This window comes from Cellulomonas hominis (assembly GCF_005239125.1).
GTDB lineage: Bacteria > Actinomycetota > Actinomycetes > Actinomycetales > Cellulomonadaceae > Cellulomonas > Cellulomonas hominis_A.
In genome coordinates this window covers 1-540 of record NZ_SZYE01000395.1, presented here as the reverse complement: position 1 = coordinate 540, position 540 = coordinate 1, and the positions used below count along the sequence as shown (strand labels likewise).

The following is a 540-nucleotide window of genomic DNA, read 5'->3' as shown; positions in this document are numbered from 1 at the left end:
CCGGGACGCCGCCGGTCAGCGCCTGCACCGCGTCCACGACCCACCGGCCGACGACACCGGCGACCGCGCCCGCGGCGACCAGCACCGCGAGCGTGCGGGTCAGCCCGGCGACGGCCTCGGCGCCCGCGGCGGCGCGCAGGACGGCCAGCAGCGCCACCCCGGCGACGACCATGCCGATCGTGTTGCCGAGCGACAGCGCGTGCAGCGTCGCGGCGGCGTCCCGGCCGCCGGGCACCAGCACGAGGCACGCGACCCAGGACGCCACGGCCACGGTCAGCCAGCCGGCGCTGGCGGCGAGCACCGCCAGCCGGCCGCGCTCCAGCGCGTACAGCGCCCGGGACACGTGGAAGACGAGCGCGAACCCGAGCAGCCCCGGCGCGACGAGCGTCAGGGCGTCGGCGACCGCGGCGATCAGCTCGGTGTTGCCGCGCCCGATCGCCCGGAACACCGCCGTCGCGGCGGGCGCCACCGCCACGAGCATCGCCGCGCCGGCCGCACCGGCGACGAGCACGCCGCGGGTGGTCACCGCGGCCAGCGGCG

At 80.0% G+C, this 540-nt stretch carries 1 pseudogene; it reads right to left on the bottom strand.

Going from position 1 to position 540, the window contains the following annotated elements:
• Positions 1–526: pseudogene (locus FA014_RS19740) on the bottom strand (murein biosynthesis integral membrane protein MurJ); the annotation flags it as partial.
• Between the last annotated feature and the right edge of the window lie 14 nt (positions 527–540).